This is a genomic window from Sandaracinus amylolyticus, from assembly GCF_021631985.1.
In the GTDB taxonomy this organism is placed as follows: Bacteria; Myxococcota_A; Polyangia; order Polyangiales; family Sandaracinaceae; genus Sandaracinus; species Sandaracinus amylolyticus_A.
On sequence record NZ_CP070225.1, the window covers coordinates 4,448,909 to 4,466,472 of the forward strand.

Sequence of the window (17,564 nt, forward strand, 5' to 3'; positions counted from 1 at the left end):
CCGCCGCGATGATGCCGGTCGGGGACGATCGTGAGATCCGCGATTGGAACGAGGTCGCTTCGACTACGACGCGCGCCTCTTCTTCTTCGCCGGCTTCGTGGGCGTGCTCGTGACCGGGGTCGACTCGCGGCAGAGCTGACCGAGGCGCTCGACGAGCCAGCGCGCGGCGGGGCCGAGCGGCGCGTCCTGGCGGTGCACCGCGGCGAGCGCGAGCTGGTGATCGGCATCGCCCCACGCCTCGGGCCGGATGCGCACCAGCGTGCCGCGCTCGAGATCCTCGGCCGCGACGTGCCCCGGCAGTCGCCCCCAGCCGAGCCCCGCGCGCAGCAGCGCGTGCTTCGTGTGCAGGTCCGCGACCCTCCACGTCAGCGGCGAGAGCACCGCGCGATCGGGCATGCCCTCGCGCGTGCGCTCGCTGGTCACGATCTGCACGTGCTCGGCGAGCCGCCTCGTCGTCACCCTGCCCTTCTCTCTCGCGAGCGGATGCGCGGGCGCGACCACCGGGATCATCAACACCGTCGTGAGGTGATGGCGCTCGAGCCCGACCGTCGGTGCATCGGGCCCGACCACGCCGAGCTGACACGTTCCGTCGAGCACCAGCGCGCTCACCGCGGAGAGCGTCTCGGTGTGGATGCGCAGCGGCACGGTGGGGTACGTCCGCGCGAACTCGCGACACGAATTCGCGAGCGCATCGGTCGGGAAGATCGCGTCGACGGCGAGCCCCACCGAGGGCTCGAGACCCCCGACGAGCCCCTCCGCGAGCGTGCGCAGCTCGTCGGCGCTCGCGAGCACGCGGCGCGCGTGGGCGAGCACGAGGTTGCCCTGATCCGTCAGCTTCGGAAGCCGCGCCGAGCGATCGAAGAGCTCGAGCCCGAGCTGGTCCTCGAGCGTCGCGATCGCGTGGCTGATCGCCGACTGCACGCGCCGCAGCTTGCGCGCCGCCGCGGAGAAGCTGCCCTCGTCCGCGATGGTCACGAACGCGCGCAGCTGGTCGAGCGTGATGGGATCGATCACGGGCGATCCATGACACGAATCGATGGTTCGCATCCACCTTTTGTCACTTCCGTCGATGGATCGCGCGACCTAACTTCGGTGCTCGCGGAGGACGAAATGGGCACGAAGGTCGCGGTCATCTACTACTCGTCGACGGGCACCAACGAGGCGATGGCGAACGCCGTCGCGGAAGGCGCGAAGGCCGCCGGCGCCGAGGTTCGAGTTCGCCTCGTCGCGGAGAACGCGCCGCCGCAGGCGATCGCGTCGAACCCCGCGTGGCAGAAGTTCTACGACCGCACGAAGGACCAGCCGCAGGCGTCGCTCGAGGATCTCGACTGGGCCGACGCGGTCGTGTTCGGCACGCCGACGCGCTTCGGCAACGTCGCCGCGCAGCTCAAGGGCTTCCTCGACACGACGGGCGGGCTCTGGTTCCACGGCAAGCTCGCCAACAAGGTCTACGCGGGCTTCAGGTCCGCGATGAACGCGAACGGCGGACAGGAGTCCACGCTGCTCGCGCTCTACAACACGCTCTATCACTGGGGCGGCGTCATCGTGACGCCGGGCTACACCGACCAGAGCGTGTTCGCCGCGGGCGGCAACCCCTACGGCCCCTCGGTCACGACGGGCCCGAAGGGCGACGGCCCGACCGAGAACGACCTCGCGCACGCGCGCTACCTCGGCAAGCGCGTCAGCGAGGTCGCCGCGAAGGTGCGTGCGTAGGTCATGCGACGACGCGACGCGATCACCACGGGCGTGATGGGAGCGACGGCCTTGCTCGCGGGCTGTCGTCCCGAGCCCACCACCACAGTCGCGAGCGGAAGAGAGATCGATTCGATGATCACGCTCCGAAGGGCCGACGATCGGTTCCACACCGACATGGGCTGGCTCGACAGCCGCCACACGTTCTCGTTCGGCGGGCACTACGACCCGCGCCACATGGGCTTCCGCGCGCTGCGCGTGATCAACGACGATCGCGTCACCGCGGGCGCGGGCTTCCCGACCCACGGGCACCGCGACATGGAGATCCTGTCGTACGTGCTCGAGGGCGCGCTCGAGCACCGCGACAGCATGGGCACCGGCTCGGTGATCCGCCCCGGTGACGTGCAGCGCATGAGCGCGGGCAGCGGCGTGCTGCACAGCGAGTACAACCCGCAGGCCGACGCGGGCACGCGCTTCCTGCAGATCTGGATCGTGCCCGAGCGCGGCGGGATCACGCCCTCGTACGAGCAGAAGCGCTTCGACGACGCGGAGCGCCGCGGTCGTCTCCGCCTCGTCGCGTCGCGCGACGGGCGCGAGGGATCGATCCACGTGCACCAGGACGTCGATCTCTACGCGTCGCTGCTGGGCGCGGGGGAGCGCGCCGAGCTCGCGCTGCGCCCCGGACGTCACGCCTGGGTGCAGGTCGCGCGCGGCTCGATCCAGCTCGGTGATCAGACGCTGCGCGAGGGCGACGGTGCCTCGCTCAGCGACGAGGCACGGCTCGCGATCGAAGGTCGCGAGGACAGCGAAGTGCTGGTGTTCGATCTCGCCTGAGGCCGCGATACGCTCGGGCCATGACTCGATGGCTCGTGCTCTCGATGGCGCTCCTGATGGCGATGGGGTGCGGTGACGACGACGGCCCCGCGGTCGACGAAGACGCGGGCGCCGGCGTCGACGCGAGCACCCCGATCGACGCCGGCCCGCGCGACGCGAGCACGCCCGTCGACGCCGGTGGCGACGATGCCGCCGCGACCGATGCGGGCGCGCTCGATGCGAGCGCGGACGGCGACGCGGGCGCCGACGCGTCGAGCCCCGACGCCGACACCGGCGAGGAGGGCGACACCTGCGAGCGTGCGATCGACGTGACCGCAGGCGTCGCGCTCACGGGCCAGAGCACGATGACCGCGACCGACGACTACGGCCCGATGGGCCCGGGCTGTCCCGCGGGTGGCGCCGCGTCGGGGCGCGACCTCGTGTACGTCGTGAGCCCCGCCGCGCAGACGACCTATCGCGTGCGCGTCACGCCGACGACGCCGTCGTTCGATCCGCTGCTCTACGCGGTGCGCGCGTGCGGCGGCACCGGATGCGTCGCGGGCACCACGCTGAACGATGCGGGAGAGCCCGAGGAGATCACGTTCACCGTCGATGCCGGCGCGATCGTGTACGTCGTCGTCGACGGCGAGCTCTCCTCGCGCGGCACGTTCGATCTGGCGGTCACGCTCGAGTGATCACTCGAGCGTCACGCTCGCGCTGACACCCTGGGCGACGCTCACGTCGAGCGCGTAGGCGTTCGCGACGACCTCGGTCGTCGTGAACGCACTCACGCTGATCAGCGCGTTCGAGCCGATCCCGCCGGCCGCGAGCAGCGCGGGATCGACGGTGAGAGTGCCGCTCGCGCCCGGCACGATGCAGCGCACGGCCGTGCCCGCGGCGACGAGCCCGAGCTGCACCGACTCCGCCGTCGTCGCGCCCCAGGTGAGCGTGAGCGGCGCCGCGCGCGAGATGCTCGTGGGGAGCGTGATGTCGAGCGGCGAAGGCGCGATCACGTCGGCGGAGAACGCGGGCACGTCGGCGCCGGTCGCGGCGAGCGTCACCACGTCACCCGACTCGAATGCCGGACCGGTGCCGAGCACGGAGTAGGTACCCGACGCGCTGGGCGCGCTCGCCGCGATGACCTCGGCACCGTCGATGGACGCGCTGAGCGCGCCCGCGTCGTCGCTCGTCACGCTCGCACCGCCGGGGCACGACACTCGGATGCAGTCACCGCGCTCGTCGTCGATCGTGCAGGCCGCGAAGAGGAGCCCGGCGCGGAGATCCTCGATCGTTCCGGTCCCGAAGTACGCGAAGAGCACGTGGCGCACCTCGCCGCCGACGTTCGCGTGGGTGAGCGACACGAGCCCGCTGCGCGGCGTGGCGGCGTCCCCGGTCGTCGAGTCGGGCCGAGCGCCCGCGTCGGTGACCGACGCGTCGAGGCTGGTGCTCGCGTCGAGCGTCGAGGCGTCGGCGAGCGTCCCCGCGTCGTCTCCTGCGGGCGCTGGATCGGAGCACGCGACGAGCAGGAGCAGCGAAGCGAGTGGAGCAGGACGGAGCGGACGCATGGGACCTCGTCGAGGGTGGTGTCGCGCGGCCAATCACGCGTCGTGCCGCACCAAACACGCGCCTTTTCGCGCGAGATCGTGCACTGGCCCGCACGCTGCGTGTGCATCGCGCTGCACGCGTGACGACACGCCGCGTGATCACGTCGATGGTGGCGCATCGCCGCGCGACGATCGTCTCTTCGCCGAGGTCTCGCGTCGGTATGCCCGTTGCGGAGCGGACGCGCGTCGAAAGGAGAGACCGCATGGCGAACGCAACGGACAAGCCCCTCGCCGTCGTCACCGGCGCATCGAGCGGGATCGGGCTCGAGCTCGCGCGGCAGTGCGTCACGAACGGGTTCGACGTCTTCCTGATCGCCGACGACGCGAAGGTCACCGAGGTCGCGGACGAGCTGCGCGACAAGGGCGCGACCACCTACGCGCGGCAGATCGATCTCGCGACCTACGAGGGCGTCGAGGACGCGTGGCGCGAGATCGTGGAGACGCGACGTCCGGTCGACGCGCTGCTGCTCAACGCGGGAGTCGGCGTGGCGGGTGACTTCGTGCGCGAGACGAGCCTCGATCGCGAGCTGCGCATGGTCGCGCTGAACTGCGACTCGGTCGTGCACCTGGCCAAGCGCGTGTTGCCGGGGATGGTCGCGCGCAAGAAGGGTCGCGTGCTGATCACGTCCTCGGTCGTCGCGCTCATGCCGGGCTCGGGCACCTCGGTGTACGGCGCGACCAAGGCGTTCGATCTCGGGTTCGCGGAGGCGCTGCGCGACGAGCTGCGCGACACCGGCGTGACCGTGACCGCGCTGCAGCCCGGGCCCACCGAGACGCAGTTCTTCCGGCGCGCCGGGATGGAGCACACGCGCGTCGGGCAGCAGCGGAAGGACGACGCGGCGATCGTCGCGCGGCAGGGCTTCGACGCGATGATGCGCGGCAAGCACAAGATCTACGGGGGGAGCCTCAAGACGCGCGTGATGGGCGTGCTCTCGGAATTCCTCCCCGAGCCCATCAAGGCGCGCACGCACGGCAAGATGACCGAGCCCGTCTGATCCCGTATCCCTCGCAGGACGACGATGTCCTTCGAGGAGAAGCGGACCTGGATCTATCTGATCGTCACGGCGCTCACCTACGCGGGGTACGTCGCGATCGTCCTCGTGCGCGCGCAGGGCGTGCCGATCGCCGACGTGCCCTACGCGGGGCCGATGCTGGGCACGATCGGCGTCGCCATCGCGGCGTCGATCGTGGGCACCGTGGTGCTCTCGATCCGGGCGCCGCAGGAGGCGCACGAGAAGGACGAGCGTGATCGCGCGATCGATCGCTACGGCGATGTCGTCGGCTATTTCGTGTCCTCGGTGGGGGTGGTCGTCGCGCTCGCGCTCACGATGCTCGAGGCCGATCACTTCTGGATCGGCAACGCGATCTATCTCGCGTTCGTGCTCGCGGCGCTGATCAGCACGACGGTGAAGCTCGTCGCCTACCGCCGGGGCTTCTCGCCGTGGTGAAGCCGACGAAGGTCACGAATTCGATCCGGGCGCTGCGCTTCGCGCGAGGCGAGATGACGCAGGCCGAGCTCGCCGAGAGCGTGGGCGTCACGCGACAGACGCTGATCGCGATCGAGCAGGGGAAATACTCACCTTCGCTCGAGGTCGCGTTCAAGATCGCGCGCGTGCTCGGAGTCCCGCTCGATCAGGTGTTCCACTATCCGGACGAATAGCGCGCGACGAGAGTAGGTTTGCGCCGTGCGACCCATTCCGATCGGTGCGCTCCTGCTCCTGCTCGTGACGGGCTGCGGCGCGAGCCTGCGCGCGGGGGTGCCCGACGAGCTCCCCGGCGATGCGCTGCGCGTGGCCGAGACCGCGAGCGATCGCTGCATGCACGGCGCGCCCGGGCCCGAGAGCCCGTTTCGCGAGCCGCTCCCCGGCGCGGTCACCGACCCCGAGCTCGCGCAGCACCTCGCGCGCTTCCCCGCCGACGTCCGTCGTACCGCGGTGGCCGCGGGGATCGAGCCGCTGCTCGCGCGCGTGATGCGCGAGCGCGATCGGGTCGGCGATCCCCACGCGCCGGTGCTGATCTCGATGCGTCTCGAGCTCGCAGAGCGCATCTCGTCGCTGCAGACGCAGCTCACGGCGATGGAGTTCGAGTGCGACTGCATCCGCGGGCTCCTGCAGACCGAGCTGCAGGAGTACGAGGAGGGCGAGACCGATCGACAGCTCGCATACACCGTCTCGTCGCTCGTGGTGGGTGCCAGTGCCAGCGTCGTCGCGGGCGTGTGGGATCTCGCGAACGCGCACGCGTCGACCCCGTTCGCCGAGGACGCGCCGCTGATCATCTCGATCGGCGGTGCCGCGATCACGACCGCGCTCGGCGCGGCGGCGCTGGTGCGCGAGCGGCGCTCGATCATCTACGTGCACGAGCACAACATCCTCGAGCCGATCGTCGACGGCGAGGACCCCGAGCTGCTCTACCCGCGCTTCGTGCTCCGCATGCTGACGATGCCCGCGGCCGACGGTGGGCCCTCGCCGCGCGACGAGCTGATCGCGGAGTGGACCGAGGTGATCGACGAGGCCGAGCTCGGCGATCAGCGCGCGCTCGCGGAGACGATCCTGTTCCGCGACGGCGGCGTGTACGACCCGCGACTGCTCGCGCTGCACGAGAGCCTGCTGCAGTCGCTCGGCGCGAAGCTGGACTCGCTCGCACGCGACATCGATCTGCTCGCGAGAGCGGTGGCGATCGCGCTCGAGAGCAGCTTCGACGAAGAGGACGAGTAGCCGCTCGGGTGGGATACCAGACCGGCGGCGCGCGACGATATGTGCTCCCCGAGCATGCTGCCCGAGGAATGCGACGTCGTGGTCATCGGTGCCGGGATCGGCGGGCTGACGAGCGCAGCGCTGCTCGCGAAAGCCGGGCACCGCGTCTGTGTGCTCGAGATGGCCGACTCCCCCGGCGGATACCTCGCGGGGTTCCGCCGCCAGAAGTTCCTGTTCGACACGGGGATCCACTGGCTGAATCAGTGCGGTCCCGGGGGCGCGGTGCGTCGCGTCCTCGACATCGTCGGACCGGGCGCGCCCGAGACTCCGATGCTGCGCAAGATCAGGCGCTACAAGGGGCAGAGCTTCGACTATCTGCTCACCGACGATCCCGACGCGCTCCGGGATCGCATCGTGGCGGACGTGCCCGATCAGGCGCGCGGCATCGAGCGCTTCTTCGCGGCCTCGAAGGCGCTCGGCAGCGCGCTCACCGGGTTCGCCGATCACATGCGGATCGCGGCGACGATGTCGCTGCTCGAGAAGGCGACGCACGGGATCGGGATGGCGAGCCGCGGCCTTCGCGCGCGTCTGCCGGGGTACCTGAAGTGGTCGACCGAGGACGCATTCGACGAGCTCTTCGAAGCGCCGGTGATGGCGCGCATCTTCTGCTCCGAGGAGCGTCTGCTCTCCTGCATCCTGCCGCTCGGCTGGGCCTACGAGCACGACTATCAGTGCGCGCCGCGGGGCGGCGCTCGCGAGCTCTGGCGCTTCTTGGTCCGCGCGATTCGTTCGTGGCAGGGCCAGGTCGTCTGCCGCACGCGCGTCGAGCGGATCCACGTCGAGAGCGGCCGCGCGACCGGCGTGTCGTACGTGACGGGAACGCGCCGCGGCTCGATCCGCGCGAAGTACGTGCTCGCCGCGTGCGATCAGGCGAGCGTGTACGAGCGGATGCTGCCGCCCGGGAGCGTCGATCAGGAGTGGGTCGCGAAGCTGCGAGAGGCGGAGATCGGCGACTCGCACGTGTCGGTGTTCCTCGGCCTCGATCGCCCTGCGGAGGATCTCGGCTTCGGCTCCGAGCTCTACATGCTCACGCGCGACGACGTCTCGCGGCGCGACCACAACGCCGGTGATCCGACGCGCGTCGCGATCACGGCGCTCGCGGCCTCGGTGCGCGATCCGAGCCTCGCGCCCGAGGGAATGGGCACGCTGAGGCTCTGCGTGGCGGCGAACATCCGCGATGCCGACCACTGGAAGACGGGCCCCGGTCTCGCTCGTGGGCCCGAGTACGCGGCGTACAAGAACGCCTATGCCGACATCCTGATCGAGCGCGTCGAGCGAGCGCTCTCACCGAGGCTCCGCGAGCACGTCGTGGTCCGCGAGGTGGCCACGCCGATCACGCATCTCCGCTACACGGGCAATCGCGACGGCAGCATCGTCGGGACCAAGGCGAGCCGCGCGAACCTGTGGAGCGGAGTCGCGCACTACTTCACGCCGGTTCGCAATCTGATCTTCAGTGGTCAGTGGGCCGAGCTCGGAGGCGGAGTCCCGATCGCAGTCAAAGCGGGCGTGAATGCGGCACTGCTCGTGATGAAGAGCGAGCACAGCCGCGCATTCCGGAGCCTCGTCGAGGCGATCGACGGAACGCGCGCGGTCGACGATCTCGACCCTGCGCTGCTGCAGCCCCTGCCGAGCGCGCCGACCTCCCGCCCCAGCGAGTACCATCCTCGTGATGATCATCGCGAAGATCCTGGCGGGCGATCCCGGGTCGGTGAGCGAGCTGGAGCGCGCTGATCCCGACGCGTGGCGCGCCCTGATCGAGCACCTGATCGAGCACCGGCCCGCCGCGGCTCCACGCGAGCTCGTCGACGCGCTGCTCGAGGTCGATCCCGACTTCGAGGCGTGGATGCGGCGCGTCTCCGACGCCACGGAGGAGGTGCGATCGACCTGGTTCGCGTCGACCACCACGGCGCTCCGCGCGGTGCGACCGTGGCTCGCAGCCGGCGTGCTCGCGACGCGCGGGCCGAGTCACCCTGCGTCGCTGAAGGTTCGCTACGAGAGCTGCTTGCGCAGCGCCGACGACGATGCGCTCGCGAGCGTGGTCGCGCTCGTCGCGGACCTGCGGGCGATCGACGCCGAGCCGGCGCTCCTGATCGACGCCCTCGACCTCGTGGTGCGACGGGCGCTGGAGGACGGGCTGCCCGACGACGCGCTCGCGGCGGCGACGGAGGCCGAGTCGATCGCGCGTCGCGTGAGCGACGAGCAGCGCGCTGCGATCGCGGGCCGCTCGCGCGGTCGTGCGCTCCTCGCGGCCGGCAAGGTCGAGGAGGGCCTCGACGTGCTGCAGACGTTCCTCCGGACGCGCGGCCCGCGATTCGGCGGCGGCGGCACGTTCCGCGGATCGCCCATTCCGGACGATCCGCGCGAGGAGGCGATCGCGGAGGCGGTCACGATCGCGTCGTGGGCGATGGCGACCACGCCCGAGTGGGTCGGCGCGCTGGGCGGCATCGCCGAGCGATCGAGCGACGCGCAGGGCGCAGCTTCTCTCTGGAGCCGGTTCGACGCGGCGCTCGGCGCCATGGTCGCAGCGGCGGAAGATCCGTTCTCCGAGCTCGAGGTGGTCGTCCGGCAAGCGACCGAGCGCACGACGATGCGCACCGCGACCGCCGCGGCCGAGCGGCTCCATGCCGAGCTCCCCGACGACCTCGAGGCGGCCTCGGTGGTCGGCCGGCTCTTCGTGCGCGTCGGTCGCTTCGAGGACGCGTGGCGCGTGTTCGCGCGCGCCGCGCAGGGCGCGCCGGCGGACGAGCCGAGCCGCTCGCCCGCGTTCCTCGGCGCGGCGCGGGCCGCGGTGCGCGCGGGCGCGATCGACGATGCGGAGCGACTGCTCGCGGAGGCGCGGCGCGACGCGGTGGATCTCGACGAGCCACGCGCCGAGCTCTGCGCGATCGAGATCGCGCTCGCGCGCGGGGCGCCCGACGCGCTCGATCGCGCGTGGCGCCTCTTCGAGCAGCGTCGCGCCAGGCCGCGCGATCTGGTCGAGTCCGCGACCGGCTTCGGGATCGCCGACGCGCTCGCGAACGCGCTCCTCGCGAGCCGCGATCGACGCGCGATCGACGTGCAGCGCGCGGTGTGGGACGCGAAGCTCGCGCTCTGGGGCGAGTGCCCGGCCGCGTGGCTCGAGGAGCACAACCTCGGGACGATCCACGTGGAGCTCGGCGATGCCGGCGCGGCGCGCCCGCTGATCGAGTCCGCGGCGCGCAAGCTCGAGCGACAGCTCGGCGGCGATCATCCTCACGCCGCGATGGCGCGACGCTCACTCGCGCGGCTCGACGCGACCGCGTGAGCCTGCGATCGACCACGACGGGTGGTCGATGATCGCGGGTGTGCGAGCGCTGGCGAGGCCGATGGTCCCGCTCACGTTCGGGAGCTCGTGAGACGAGGCGCGACACGCAACGTGGGAACGCGGTGCGCGCGAGGCGTGCTGCGCCGGACCTGCTCTCGACTCGACGCTCTGCGCCGCTCGCAGAGGGCGCGCTGCGGCCGTGCGCCCTCGGTCCGCGCCTCGCGAGAGCTTGGAACGCGGAGTGCGGATGCCTCGGGCGCGCTCTCGCGAGCGCAGGAGGACGTGACCGATGCGAAAGAAGTGGGTCGTGGCGTCGGCGTGCGCTGCGTGGGCGACCGTGGCGCCGAGCGCGTCGGCGCAGGTCGAGGAAGAGACGATCATCGAAGAGCGCGTGGTCGAGCAGCCCGTGGTCGTCGAAGAGCGCGTGATCGTCGAAGAAGAGGCGCCTCCGGTCCAGGCGGTGGACACGGAAGTGGCACCGGTCCACCAGGTCGAGGTCGAGAGCCCCGACATGATCCGGCCCCGGCTCGGCGCGTCGATCAACGGCGGATATACGTTCAACGAGCCCGAAGGCTGGATGTTGGGTGGCAGTCTGCGGCTCGGCATCCAGATCGGTGATTGGATCGCGGCGTATTACCAACCGACCGCGCAGTACGCGTCGCTCGTGGTGCAAGGCGGCAACACGGACGGCGCGTTCTCGCTGTGGAACTCGTTCTTGTTCGAGCTCACTCCGGCCGACGTGATCTCGATCGCCGCCGGCCCTTCCGTCGACGTCTGGATGGGCTGCGAGGACGGCGCGCAGGGCGACGGACAGGTGAACACGCCGGTCAATGCAGGCTGCGCGGGCACCAACCCGTTCTTCGGCCTCCACGGGCGCCTCGCGTTCAACATCGGGAGCGACGGGCCCGGCAAGCGCCACGCGATCCAGATCTCGTTCGAGGTCCATCCGACGTGGTTCGGCGACGACTTCCAGACGATCGCGCTGCTCGGCGGCCTCGGCTACGACATGTACTGAGCTCGGCCGGAGTGCTCGTCCCGCATGTCCCGGACGGGAGCGCGCGGAGCGCGCGGACGGTAGGGACCGGCGGGCGAGCCGATTTCTCGACAGCGCTTGACGAGCTCACGGCCCGCCGGGGGCGGTGTTGTAATTGCGTTGCTCGCTCGGCACGCTCGCGCACGTGCTGCGGTCCGACGATCACGAGTCTCCCTTCGCACGCGACGACGACGACGACGCAGCGCGTCCAGCGCCCGGCGCGCGCACCGACGGTGCTTGGAAGATCGCGATCGTCGACGACGAGCAGGAGGTGCACGACGTCACGGTGCTCGCGCTGCGCAGCGTCTCGTTCTCCGATCGACGGCTCGAGTTCCTGAGCGCGCGCTCGGCGGACGAGGCGCGCTCGCTGCTCGCCGATCATCCCGATCTCGCGCTCGTGCTGCTCGACGTGGTGATGGAGACCGACGACGCGGGGCTCGAGCTGGTGCGCCACATCCGCGAGGCCCTGGGCAACCGCAACGTGCGCGTGGTGCTCCGCACCGGTCAGCCCGGACAAGCGCCGGAGTCGACGGTGATCCGCGACTTCGACATCAGCGACTACCGCACCAAGACCGAGCTCACGTCGACGCGGCTCCTCACGACGGTGATCGCGGCACTGCGCACCTACCAGCAGCTCCTCGAGGTGACCGCCCAGCGCGAGGAGCTGGCGCGCGCCTACGCCGCGCAGAGCGCGGCGCTCGAGGAGATCGCGCAGCTCAAGCGGAGGCTCGAGCGGGAGCGCGACTACCTGCGCGAGGAAGTGTCGGAGGCGGGCGGCGGCGCGGAGATCATCGCGGCGTCCGCGACGCTGCAGAAGATCCTGAGCGAGGTCGACGCGGTCGCGGCGACCGACGCGACGGTGCTCGTGCTCGGCGAGTCCGGCGTCGGCAAGGAGCTGGTCGCGCGTGCGATCCACGCGCGCAGCGAGCGCGCGTCGGGGCCGCTGGTGAAGGTCAATTGCGCGAGCGTCCCGCGCGAGATCTTCGAGAGCGAGTTCTTCGGGCACGTGAAGGGCGCGTACACCGGCGCGCACAAGGATCGTGTGGGGCGATTCCAGCTCGCCGACGGCGGGACGCTCTTCCTCGACGAGGTCGGAGAGATCCCGCTCGAGCTGCAGAGCAAGCTGCTGCGCGCGCTGCAGGAGCGCGAGGTCGAGCGCGTGGGCGACACGCGGGCACAGCGCGTCGACGTGCGCGTGGTCGCGGCGACCAACCGCGACCTCAAGGCGTGCGTCGAGGCCGGCACGTTCCGCGCGGACCTCTACTATCGGCTCCACGTCTTCCCGATCACCGTGCCGCCACTGCGCGCGCGACGCGCCGACATCGCGCCGCTCTTCGAGCACTTCGTCGCGAAGGCCTGCGCGCGGCTGCGCCGGCCCTTCGTGCCCCCCTCGCCCGCGCTGCTCCGCGCGATCGAGGTCTATCCCTGGCCGGGCAACGTGCGCGAGCTCGAGAACGTGGTGGAGCGCGCGGTGATCCTCGCGGTCGACGGAGTGCTGCGGCTCGACACGATCCTCCCCGACACCGCGAGCAGCGCGGCCGACGACGTGCTCGCCGAGCCGTCGCGCTCGTCGGCGGTGCCGAGCGAGCCGCGAGGGGCCTCGCGCTGGCCGACACGCGGCTTCTACACCGCGGACGAGCTGCGCGACCTCGAGCGCGAGAACCTGCTCGCGGTGATGAACGCGGCCGACGGGAAGGTCGCGGGGCCCGGCGGCGCCGCGGACCTGCTCGGCGTGAAGCCGTCGACGCTCTCGTATCAGCTCAAGAGCTTCGGCATCACGCGCCGGTGATCGCGCGATCGACCGGGAACACCACGCTCAGCGTGGTGCCGCCCCCGAGCTCGCTCTCGAGCGTCACCCTGCCCCCCAGCGTGTCGGCGACCAGCGACTGCACGACGTAGAGCCCGAGGCCCGTTCCGCCGGCACCGCGCGTGGTGGTGAAGAACGGCTGGAACGCCTGCGCACGCGTCGCCTCGCTCATCCCTCGTCCGTCGTCGCGGTAGACGAGCGAGACGGTGCGCGGCGTCGGGCGCCAGATCGTGATCTCGACCGCAGTGCGCGACCCGTCGCCGCGCGCGCCGTGCATGATCGTGTTGGTCACGAAGTTCGTGACGATCTGCGCGAGCGCGCCCGGGCAGGTGACGCAGCCGAGGTCGCCTTCGGTGTGGACGCGGACGTCGAGCGCGGCCCTGCGCACCAGCGGGCGCAAGCTGTCGAGCGTCTGCCGAACGTACTCGCCGACGTCGATGCGCCGCGGCTCCTCGCTCGAGTGATCGACCGACACCCGCTTGAACTTGGTGATCTCGGCGGCGGCGCGCTCGAGGTTGGAGCGCACCATCTCGGCCGCTTGTCCGCCGCGCTCGAGGAACGCGCGCAGCGCGCCCTTGGTGAGATCGTTGCGCTCGAAGAGCGCGCGGAGCGCGCTCATCTCCTCGCCGACGACGCCCATCGCGGTGACCGCGACGCCGAGCGGCGTGTTGACCTCGTGCGCGACGCCCGAGACGAGCAGACCGACCGTCGCGAGCCGCTCCTTGCGCACCAGCTCTTCCTGCGCCTCGCGCAGCCGCTCGATCGAGTGATGCAGCTCCTCCTCGACGCGCTTGCGCTCGAAGTACGTCGGGATGTCGATCGCGCTCTCGCGCAGCGCACCGCCGCGCTCGCCGCCGAAGCGCTCGCGGATCTGATCGGCGATGCGGTGCGGCGGCGCCATCACGAAGAGGCACTCGTCGTCGCCGCGCGCCTTGCACGCGACCTCGACCGCCGTGAGCTCGAGGCCGAAGCTCGCCTCGCACCACCCCGACGAGTACCCCGCGCCCATGATGCAGACCGGCACGTCGGAGCTGCGCCCCGACGCGATGAAGCTCGCTGCCTCGAACGAGTACGGGTGCGCGTGGAGCAGGAAGAAGTCGTCATCGGCGATCGGACGGCTCTCGGGGCGGATCTCGACCTGGCCCCAGCCCGTGTACGCGAATCGGATCGGTCCACCGGCGAGCTTCTCGAGCGGCTCGTTCGAGCGGAGCTGCTCGTGCATCGAGCGCGCATCGTGGAGCCCGATCGTGTGCGCGATGTCGAAGAGGAATCCGCGCGCGATCGACAGCGCCTCGCGCTCGCCGCGATCGGCGTAGAGCTGCACCAGCGTGTCGAGGAAGTCGGTCGCGAGGGACGAGGCGCGGACGAGCAGATAGCGCTCTCCGCCGATGCCGATCATCGCGCGCGCGGGGTCGATGTCGATCTGGCGGAAGCGCTCGCGCATCGTCGCGCCGACCTGCGCGAAGAGCGGCGCGAGGTCGCCCGCGACGCGCACGACGTCGGGTGTGCTCGGCTCGAACACGCTCTCGCGGAGGCGCGCGTTCTCGTGCTCGAGCTCGGCGATGCGAGCGCGCAGCGAGGCGAGTTCGGCGTCGGTGGGCATCGCGCGCGAGGATAGCGCGACGACCGAGCGCGAGAGTGGTCCGTGCCAGTCGCGAATCTTCGCGACTCATGCTCTCGGAAGCTCGCGACTCGCGGATTCTCGCGACCCGCGACGGCGCGAAATCCCGCCGAAATCACGGCAATCGAGCGCGGCACGTGCGCTGCAGTGGGAGCACGTCGGGCAGGGGGCGCGACGACGTCGCGGTCGTCCTCCGCTCTTCTTCTCACGTGGAGACAGACGACATGAAGCGCTACGTCCTTTCGATGCTGATCGTGACGCTCGCGGGCTGCGCCGCCCGCGGAGGCGAGGCCGCGCCCGAGCCAGGGCCCGACGCGCCCGCCGTCACGCCCGTCGAGGTGGTCCTGCCCGACGATCTCGAGCCCGACGCGGCGCTCACTGCGGACATCGCGTCGCTGCGCGACTCGCTCGGCGAGATGACGACCGACCTCGGCTTCGGCGACGACGCCGACTCGCGCATCGTCGTTCGCTACCGCGGTCACGGCGAGGTGATCTCGGGCGACGACGCGCCGCTCGAGACCGAGTACGACGACTCCGGCGACGCCACCGTCACCGACGATCCCGACTTCGCCACGTGGGTGGCAGTCCACCTGCAGACCGGGAACGAGTTCGAGGTCCGATTCCCCCGCGATCTCCTCTACGCTGCCGACGAGCGCGCGCACGAGCGCGGGATCGATCGCGGCACTCGCGAGCCCGTCTCGGAAGCGTCGGAGCGCCCGACGGCGCCGTTCGTCGAGGACGACGCCGCGCTCGATCCCACGACGCGCAAGGGTTGGTCGAACGGACAGGACACTCGCACGCTCCGCGGGACCATCGGAGTCGCGCACACCGACTCGGCCTATCGACGCCTGGTCTCGCTCGGTACGAACGGTGGTTGTTCGGGCACGCTCGTCGGGCCCAAGCACATCGTGACCGCCGCGCACTGCATCCGGAACTTCACCAACCGCACCTGGCGCGGGACCACGGCGTACGCGGGCCGCAGCGGTCAGGACGCCTGGCGCTCGTCGGCGCAGTACCACCCGGATCCCGACGTCGCCGCGACCTGGTACTGGGTGCCGGGCAGCTTCATCGCGCAGGCGGACGGCCAGGAGAAGATGCCGTACGCCGCGACGCCGTGGGACATCGGCGTGATCGTCACGCACGCGTCGCGCCTCGGCGAGACCGTCGGCTGGATGGGCTGGTACTGGTGGGGTGACGACGCCGAGTTCGCCAATCGCACCCGCTACAACCGTGGATATCCGGTCTGCGGCTCGGAGAACGCGCCCGCTTCGTGCCAGCGACTCGGCCTCTACGGCGACACCCAGTCGTGCGCGGTCGGTGAGCATTCGTCGCCGGACGCCGATGGAATCGAGCGTCGATTCCGCTTCAGCTGCGACATGTCCGGCGGTCACAGCGGCTCGTCGCTCTACACCTATCTCGACTCGGACACCCTCGCGGTCACCGGCGTGGTGAGCTGGGAGCACTGCTTCCGGTGCGGCGGGGACGACGACCGACCGAACACCGGCGTGCGCATCACGCGAGAGTACTCGGGCGTGATCGCGTCGCTCCGCCAGGGCATGCCCTGAGGTGAACCCCGCCCCGCGCGCGGGCGGGAAAGACGAGACGAGGAGCAGCGCAACAGCGCGGCTCCTCGTCTCGTCGTCGTCTCGCGGGATCAGCTCGCGACGGGCTCGGGGGGCGCGGGCTCCACGAGCGCTTCGTCGTCGTCTTCCGGGCGCGACCCCGCGACCAGCCGCTCGAGCGCGCCGAGCGGGGGCGGCGCGATGCCGCTGCCGTCCTGTTGGGCGTCGTGCAGGGGCCACCAGATCGCGCGCATCAGCGCGACCACGATGCCGTCCTGGCGATCGAGCGCGCGCTGGTCGACGCGCTGGGGAGGCGTGAGCTCGGCGCCCGCGCGGTCGAGTCGCTCGATCTCGCCGGCGAGCGCCTCGAGCTCGCCGACGAACGCCTCGTCGTAACCGTAGCGGTCGAGCACCGGCACCAGCGCGGGCTCCTTTCGCAGGTCGACGAGGACGCGTGCCACCGTCCGAACGCTCGTCACGGTCGACGCCGGAGTCGGCGCCTTGGCGGCGGCGCGCGCGAGCTCCACGCGCACCTTCGAGCCGTGCGGCACGACGTGCCGATTGAGCGTCAGCGCGACGGATCGGCGAATGCGCAGCGCGCGGGAGTTCGTCGACTTCAGCTCCTCGCGCCGGCCGAGGATCGCGGTGGACACGTCGCGGCGCTGTTGCTCGAACGACAGGTTCACGCGTCCGAGCTCGAGCGCCTCGCGCACCAGCAGAGCCAGCAGCTCGGGCGCCAGCCCCGGAATCGGCTTTGCGATGGACTGGATCGCGAAGAGCGCACCCGCGGCGAAGCTCGGCGCGACCGCGAGGATGTCCTCGGTGCGGAAGGCCGCGCCGAGCGCGATCAGCCCTTCGTTCGACTGCGCTCGGATCAGCGCCTCTCTCACGAGCGCGAGGTCCTCGTCGCGCAAGGCGGGCAGGTGCGGACCGAGCTCCTCGAGCGACCAAGCACGGCTCGTGTCGATGGTGGACGGCGCCGACGGGCGCCGCGGTGTCGGTGTCTTGCGAGTGGTTTTCTTCTTGGCAGTCGCCATGCCGCGGACAGTAGGAGCCCGCGAAGCGCCGTGTAAATCGTCCGAGACCGGGACGTCCGCGCGCAGAGACGTAGTCCGGCGAATCTGTCTTTTTGACGAGCTGGAACGGTCGTTCGAGGAGCTCGAACGGTCTTTCGACGCGAAATCCGGTCTTTGGACGCGAAATTCGGTCTTTGGACGAGGTGGAGCCGTCGTTCGACGAGCTGGACGGTCTTTCCACGAGAATTTCGGTCTCTGGACGAGGTGGAGCCGTCTTTCGACGAGCTGGACCGTGTTTGGACGAGCTGAACGGTCTTTCGATGAGCTGGGCGGTGTTGGACGAGCTGGACGGTCACCGCGAAAAAACCCATCGCAGAGGC

At 70.9% G+C, this 17,564-nt stretch carries 16 protein-coding genes; 12 read left to right on the top strand and 4 right to left on the bottom strand.

The window, feature by feature from the left end; genetic code table 11:
• Window positions 1–63: 63 nt before the first annotated feature.
• Window positions 64–1,014, bottom strand: a complete 951-nt coding sequence (locus I5071_RS18795) for a LysR family transcriptional regulator (protein WP_236606848.1) — start codon at window positions 1,012–1,014, stop codon at window positions 64–66.
• Between the two features lie 96 nt (window positions 1,015–1,110).
• On the opposite strand from I5071_RS18795, the gene wrbA reads away from it, so the two are divergent.
• The 3 genes from wrbA to I5071_RS18810 all read left to right on the top strand — a co-directional run bounded on the left by wrbA (window position 1,111) and on the right by I5071_RS18810 (window position 3,200).
• Window positions 1,111–1,713, top strand: coding sequence for an NAD(P)H:quinone oxidoreductase (gene wrbA, locus I5071_RS18800; protein ID WP_236606849.1), 603 nt, complete (start codon window positions 1,111–1,113; stop codon window positions 1,711–1,713).
• 114 nt (window positions 1,714–1,827) lie between these two features.
• The gene (locus I5071_RS18805) at window positions 1,828–2,526 is read left to right on the top strand and encodes a pirin family protein (protein WP_236606850.1); all 699 of its coding nucleotides are present in this window, start codon (window positions 1,828–1,830) and stop codon (window positions 2,524–2,526) included.
• A 20-nt stretch (window positions 2,527–2,546) separates the two neighbouring features.
• Window positions 2,547–3,200 (top strand): hypothetical protein, encoded by a 654-nt coding sequence (locus I5071_RS18810; protein WP_236606851.1) that lies wholly within the window; start codon window positions 2,547–2,549, stop codon window positions 3,198–3,200.
• Here I5071_RS18810 and I5071_RS18815 read toward each other — a convergent pair whose 3' ends face one another.
• Window positions 3,201–4,070 carry a hypothetical protein gene (locus tag I5071_RS18815; RefSeq protein WP_236606852.1) on the bottom strand — a complete coding sequence of 290 codons (870 nt, stop codon included), beginning with the start codon at window positions 4,068–4,070 and terminating at the stop codon, window positions 3,201–3,203.
• 242 nt (window positions 4,071–4,312) lie between these two features.
• Between I5071_RS18815 and I5071_RS18820 the strand changes: the two genes are divergently transcribed.
• The 8 genes from I5071_RS18820 to I5071_RS18855 all read left to right on the top strand — a co-directional run bounded on the left by I5071_RS18820 (window position 4,313) and on the right by I5071_RS18855 (window position 12,967).
• Window positions 4,313–5,104: an SDR family NAD(P)-dependent oxidoreductase gene (locus tag I5071_RS18820; RefSeq protein WP_236606853.1), complete on the top strand. Its 792-nt coding sequence runs from the start codon at window positions 4,313–4,315 to the stop codon at window positions 5,102–5,104.
• 24 nt (window positions 5,105–5,128) lie between these two features.
• The gene (locus I5071_RS18825) at window positions 5,129–5,557 is read left to right on the top strand and encodes a hypothetical protein (protein ID WP_236606854.1); all 429 of its coding nucleotides are present in this window, start codon (window positions 5,129–5,131) and stop codon (window positions 5,555–5,557) included.
• Complete coding sequence (locus I5071_RS18830) at window positions 5,551–5,769, top strand: helix-turn-helix transcriptional regulator (protein ID WP_419249635.1); 219 nt, start codon at window positions 5,551–5,553, stop codon at window positions 5,767–5,769. Before I5071_RS18825 ends, I5071_RS18830 begins: the two co-directional genes overlap by 7 nt.
• A 25-nt stretch (window positions 5,770–5,794) precedes the next feature.
• Entirely contained in the window at window positions 5,795–6,823 is a 1,029-nt protein-coding gene (locus tag I5071_RS18835; RefSeq protein WP_236606856.1) for a hypothetical protein, read from the top strand.
• A gap of 54 nt (window positions 6,824–6,877) precedes the next feature.
• Window positions 6,878–8,593 (top strand): phytoene desaturase family protein, encoded by a 1,716-nt coding sequence (locus I5071_RS18840; protein WP_236606857.1) that lies wholly within the window; start codon window positions 6,878–6,880, stop codon window positions 8,591–8,593.
• Window positions 8,532–10,145: a hypothetical protein gene (locus tag I5071_RS18845; RefSeq protein WP_236606858.1), complete on the top strand. Its 1,614-nt coding sequence runs from the start codon at window positions 8,532–8,534 to the stop codon at window positions 10,143–10,145. Before I5071_RS18840 ends, I5071_RS18845 begins: the two co-directional genes overlap by 62 nt.
• Before the next feature lie 289 nt (window positions 10,146–10,434).
• A complete protein-coding gene (locus tag I5071_RS18850; protein WP_236606859.1) occupies window positions 10,435–11,160 on the top strand; it encodes a hypothetical protein in 726 nt (241 codons plus the stop codon).
• Between the two features lie 133 nt (window positions 11,161–11,293).
• Entirely contained in the window at window positions 11,294–12,967 is a 1,674-nt protein-coding gene (locus I5071_RS18855; protein ID WP_236606860.1) for a sigma-54-dependent transcriptional regulator, read from the top strand.
• Here the strand turns inward: I5071_RS18855 and I5071_RS18860 are convergent.
• Entirely contained in the window at window positions 12,954–14,588 is a 1,635-nt protein-coding gene (locus I5071_RS18860) for an ATP-binding protein (protein WP_236606861.1), read from the bottom strand. The two genes, I5071_RS18855 and I5071_RS18860, sit on opposite strands and share 14 nt — an antisense overlap.
• A gap of 242 nt (window positions 14,589–14,830) precedes the next feature.
• On the opposite strand from I5071_RS18860, the gene I5071_RS18865 reads away from it, so the two are divergent.
• The gene (locus I5071_RS18865; protein WP_236606862.1) at window positions 14,831–16,171 is read left to right on the top strand and encodes a trypsin-like serine peptidase; all 1,341 of its coding nucleotides are present in this window, start codon (window positions 14,831–14,833) and stop codon (window positions 16,169–16,171) included.
• 89 nt (window positions 16,172–16,260) lie between these two features.
• Here I5071_RS18865 and I5071_RS18870 read toward each other — a convergent pair whose 3' ends face one another.
• On the bottom strand, window positions 16,261–17,205 hold the full coding sequence (locus tag I5071_RS18870; RefSeq protein ID WP_236606863.1) for a hypothetical protein: 945 nt from the start codon (window positions 17,203–17,205) through the stop codon (window positions 16,261–16,263).
• Window positions 17,206–17,564 lie beyond the last annotated feature (359 nt).